Origin of the sequence: Pseudomonas sp. NPDC089918 (assembly GCF_050280605.1) — a bacterium.
In the GTDB taxonomy this organism is placed as follows: domain Bacteria; phylum Pseudomonadota; class Gammaproteobacteria; order Pseudomonadales; family Pseudomonadaceae; genus Aquipseudomonas.
Genome location: NZ_JBNNVP010000090.1, coordinates 1 through 4,359, shown reverse-complemented (window position 1 = coordinate 4,359; position 4,359 = coordinate 1). Strand labels below are relative to the sequence as shown.

The following is a 4,359-nucleotide window of genomic DNA, read 5'->3' as shown; positions in this document are numbered from 1 at the left end:
CGACCGAGATGATCGAACCGTCAATAAGGCGAAAACACACTGCCTTACCAACTCCTTCTGGCTTCGATGAACTGAAGCGTAACCGCTGCCGAAAAACTGCGTAACTCTTTGTTTACCAAGGAGTTTTCCGTTTCGACTGCGCCGGAAGTGGGGCGAATTATAGACGTCCAGAATCTGCCGTCAACCTCTAATTACGCTTTTCTTGCAGAAGGGGGCTTTTTAGCTGTTAAACGTGGAATCCGGCGGATTACAGGCGGCAATCTCAGCACCAACAACAATGCACCTATAGATGCATAGATCGCCCACTCCTTCAGGTCGGCGCGAACGATCCACAACATATGCAGCAATCCGAGTCCGAGAACCACGTAGACCAACCGATGCAACTTCTTCCAGCGAGCCCCCAAACGCCGCTGACTGTAGCGATTGGAGGTAACCGCCAATGCCAACAAACAGAGAAACCCCAGGGCCCCGACAATAATGTACGGCCGCTTGCGCAACTCGATACCCAACTGCGACCAATCAAAGCCAAGAATGAACGCTGTGTAACCGCTCAAATGCAGAACAACATAAGCGAAGCACCACAAACCCAACTGTCGTCGAACCGCTATCCATCCCGGCCAACCGGTGAGCTTCTGCAAAGGCGTGATGCTTAATGTAATGAGCAGCAGCACAAGCGTCCCCTGCCCCAGGCGGTCAACCAATACCTTGCCTGGATCAGGTCCCAGCACATCCGCCCAAGCCTGATACAACCAAAGCACTGGCCAAATCGCTGCAGTGATGAAGACGCCAATACGCCAGAACGGATATCGCATCAGTAATTCTTCCGCAGATCGAGCCCTGTATAGAGAGAAGCGACTTCATCCGAGTAACCATTGAACATTTGCGTGTCCCGCACATTGGGCTTGAACAGACCGCTCGGCAAACGCCTTTCCCGTGCCTGGGTCCAGCGCGGGTGATCGACTGTCGGGTTCACGTTCGCATAAAAACCATATTCATCGGAGGCGATACTCTGCCAGGTAGTTTTCGGCTGCTCACTGACCAGGCTGATCCGCACGATGGATTTGATGCTCTTGAAACCGTACTTCCAGGGCACCACCAGTCGCAGCGGCGCACCGTTCTGATTCGGTAACTCACGCCCATACATGCCCACAGCAAGAATCGCCAACGGATTCATCGCCTCATCCAGACGCAGCCCTTCTACATAAGGCCAGTCGATCAAGGCAAAGCCGGAACGCTGCCCGGGCATACTCTTGGGATCCTGCAAGGTTTCGAAGCGAATGAACTTGGCTCTGGACGTCGGCTCGACTTCCTTGAGCAAAGCCGAAACAGGAAAACCGATCCACGGAATGACCATCGACCAAGCTTCCACACAGCGAAGACGATAGATACGCTCTTCCAGTTGATAAGGCTTCATGAAGTCTTCCAGCGCATACCGCCCCGGCTTACCCACCTCCCCGTCCACCACCACGCTCCAGGGTTCGGTTTTCAGCGCACCGGCGTTGGCCGCGGGATCACCTTTATCGGTACCGAACTCATAGAAGTTGTTGTAGTGGGTCGCATCCTTGAAAGGTGTGATCGCCTCGTCTTTGACGTTGACCGCCCCCCATTTGGTAGAAGGAAGCTTTTCGGCAAACCATGAGGGCGCCTTGCCAGGCTCGACATCAACATAACGCGCAACATCGTCGGCACTCGCCCAACGCGGCAGACTGCCCACAGCCAAACCGGCGACGGTGGCACCTAATACACTGCGACGAGAAAGGTAGAGGGATTCAGGCGTGACGTCTGACTCATGACAGCCAGACGCTTTGGGGACTTTGATCAGCATGACAACTCCGCAGCTTTGGAGGACAGATGCACCCATAGACTGCGGAGTATGAGGGAAATTACATCACTCGGATTTTTTGTGCCGACGAAGGCGCAACAGGTACTGGACCGGCCCGGAAGCCGCATAGGCAAGGAAAACCAGCAGCAGGATACGCGGCGGATCACTGAACACAACGGCGAATACCAATACCACCGCGAGAATCGCGACAAAGGGAACACGCCCTTTCAAGTCCAGCTCCTTGAAGCTGTTGTACTTGATGTTACTGACCATCAGCATCCCGGCGGCGGCAACCATCAGTGCAACCAGGAACGACATCTTGGAACCCTGAATGCCGTAATCGCTGAATGCCCAGACAATGCCCGCGACCACACCGGCGGCGGCCGGACTGGCCAGGCCGATGAAGTAACGTTTGTCTGCGGTGCCGACTTGAGTGTTGAAACGCGCCAGACGTAACGCCGCCCCCGCTACATAGATGAAGGCGACCATCCAGCCGACCTTGCCCATATCGCCCAGGGCCCAGCCGAATGCCAGCAATGCCGGCGCCACACCAAAGGCAACCATGTCCGACAGCGAGTCGTACTCGGCACCGAAAGCGCTTTGGGTATTGGTCATACGGGCAACGCGACCGTCGAGGCCGTCGAGTACCATGGCGACGAAAATCGCGATCGCGGCAAATGCAAAATATTTGCTCGCGCCGATGGCATCACCGGCACTCAAGGCACTCTGGGCGCTCATCGAGTTGATGATGGAATAAAACCCTGCGAAGAGGTTCGCAGTGGTGAACAGATTCGGCAGAAGATAGATACCACGATGCCGGACTTTACGACCTTCAGCGTCATGCCCTTCTTCGATGTGTTCATCGATGGGCAGAAGGCTTTCGGCGTCAGAAGCCTGCTTTGGCTCTTCGGGACGTTCGCTCATGGACATTTACCTTGCAACGGGGTGGAAAGTTTCGACAGGTGTCCGGGACGACGGTGCGACCACAAACAATGCAGCTTTATACCAGAACCGGCGGATCCAAACGAAAAAACGCGGCCTAGGCCGCGTTTTTCGTACAAGCTCGGAACTTAGTTCTTGGCTTTGTCGACGATCTTGTTGGCACCGATCCAAGGCATCATGGAGCGCAGTTGCTCACCGATGATTTCGATACCGTGAGCGGCGTTGTTACGACGCTTGGCGGTCATCGAAGGATAGCCGGTGGCGCCCTCGCTGATGAACATCTTGGCGTATTCGCCGTCCTGAATACGTTTCAGGGCGTTGCGCATGGCCTGACGGGATTCGGCGTTGATCACTTCCGGACCGGTCACGTACTCGCCGTACTCAGCGTTGTTGGAGATCGAGTAGTTCATGTTGGCGATACCGCCTTCGTACATGAGGTCAACGATCAGCTTCAGTTCGTGCAGGCATTCAAAGTAGGCCATTTCCGGCGCATAGCCAGCTTCAACCAGGGTTTCGAAACCGGCTTTTACCAGCTCAACGGTACCGCCGCACAGAACGGCTTGTTCGCCGAACAGGTCGGTTTCGGTCTCGTCCTTGAAGGTGGTTTCGATGATGCCGGTACGACCGCCACCAACGCCAGCAGCGTAGGACAGTGCAACGTTTTTGGCGTTGCCCGAAGCATCCTGGTAGATAGCGATCAGGTCAGGGATACCGCCGCCTTTGACGAACTCGGAACGCACGGTGTGGCCCGGAGCTTTCGGCGCGATCATGATCACGTCGAGGTCAGCACGCGGCACAACCTGGTTGTAGTGAATCGCGAAACCGTGGGAGAAGGCCAGGGTGGCGCCTTTCTTGATGTTCGGCTCGATTTCGTTCTTGTACAGGGCAGACTGGAACTCGTCCGGGGTCAGGATCATGACCAGGTCGGCAGCCGCTACGGCGGAAGCAACGTCAGTCACTTTCAGGCCGTGGGCTTCAGCTTTGGCAACAGTAGCCGAACCTTTACGCAGACCAACAGTAACGTCAACGCCGGAGTCTTTCAGGTTGCACGCTTGAGCGTGGCCCTGGGAACCGTAACCGATGATGGCAACTTTCTTGCCCTGGATGATCGACAGGTCGCAGTCTTTATCGTAGAAAACTTTCATGAATTTCCCCTTTATATCTGGCCCTTCAGGCCATTCGCTAATTTGGTTTAGATGCTCAGTACTTTGTCGCCGCGGGCAATCCCGGTGACGCCACTGCGTACGGTTTCCAGAATCGAGGCAGTCCCGATCGATTGAATGAAGCTGTCGAGCTTGTCGCTGGTACCGGTCAATTGAACGGTATATACGCTAGCGCTGACATCAACGATCTGCCCACGATAAATATCGGTGGTGCGCTTGATCTCGGCGCGCTGGGCGCCGGTGGCCTTGACCTTGACCAGCATCAGTTCGCGCTCAATGTGAGCACTCTCCGACAGGTCGACCAGTTTTACCACTTCGATCAGCTTGTTCAGGTTCTTGCTACGATTTGTCGCAGAGCTGGAATTTCAGGAGATCGCAGACATAATGCACATGGGTTTGAGTGCAACAAAAATGCGTTACAAACGCGCTCTA

General features: G+C 55.2%; 4 protein-coding genes and 2 pseudogenes. 1 reads left to right on the top strand and 5 read right to left on the bottom strand.

Annotated features, from left to right (window positions below):
* Positions 1-191: 191 nt before the first annotated feature.
* The 5 genes and pseudogenes from msrQ to ilvN form a co-directional block, all read right to left on the bottom strand.
* Complete coding sequence (gene msrQ / locus ACQKPC_RS30095) at positions 192-812, bottom strand: protein-methionine-sulfoxide reductase heme-binding subunit MsrQ (RefSeq protein WP_427628303.1); 621 nt, start codon at positions 810-812, stop codon at positions 192-194.
* A complete protein-coding gene (msrP, locus tag ACQKPC_RS30090; protein WP_427628301.1) occupies positions 812-1,825 on the bottom strand; it encodes a protein-methionine-sulfoxide reductase catalytic subunit MsrP in 1,014 nt (337 codons plus the stop codon). The genes msrQ and msrP overlap by 1 nt, the downstream gene beginning before the upstream one ends.
* A gap of 63 nt (positions 1,826-1,888) precedes the next feature.
* Complete coding sequence (pssA, locus tag ACQKPC_RS30085; protein ID WP_427628299.1) at positions 1,889-2,746, bottom strand: CDP-diacylglycerol--serine O-phosphatidyltransferase; 858 nt, start codon at positions 2,744-2,746, stop codon at positions 1,889-1,891.
* A 146-nt stretch (positions 2,747-2,892) separates the two neighbouring features.
* Positions 2,893-3,909 carry a ketol-acid reductoisomerase gene (ilvC, locus tag ACQKPC_RS30080; RefSeq protein WP_003185459.1) on the bottom strand — a complete coding sequence of 339 codons (1,017 nt, stop codon included), beginning with the start codon at positions 3,907-3,909 and terminating at the stop codon, positions 2,893-2,895.
* A 47-nt stretch (positions 3,910-3,956) separates the two neighbouring features.
* Positions 3,957-4,268 (bottom strand): annotated as a pseudogene (gene ilvN, locus ACQKPC_RS30075) (acetolactate synthase small subunit); the annotation flags it as partial.
* Between ilvN and ACQKPC_RS30070 the strand changes: the two are divergent.
* Positions 4,264-4,359: pseudogene (locus ACQKPC_RS30070) on the top strand (sigma factor-like helix-turn-helix DNA-binding protein); the annotation flags it as partial. The pseudogenes ilvN and ACQKPC_RS30070 overlap by 5 nt on opposite strands.

Excerpts from the sequence above, each read along its gene's own strand:
- msrQ (WP_427628303.1), bottom strand. The coding sequence starts at position 812 with ATGCGATATCCGTTCTGGCGTATTGGCGTCTTCATCACTGCAGCGATT.
- msrP (WP_427628301.1), bottom strand. The coding sequence starts at position 1,825 with ATGCTGATCAAAGTCCCCAAAGCGTCTGGCTGTCATGAGTCAGACGTC.
- pssA (WP_427628299.1), bottom strand. The coding sequence starts at position 2,746 with ATGAGCGAACGTCCCGAAGAGCCAAAGCAGGCTTCTGACGCCGAAAGC.
- ilvC (WP_003185459.1), bottom strand. The coding sequence starts at position 3,909 with ATGAAAGTTTTCTACGATAAAGACTGCGACCTGTCGATCATCCAGGGC.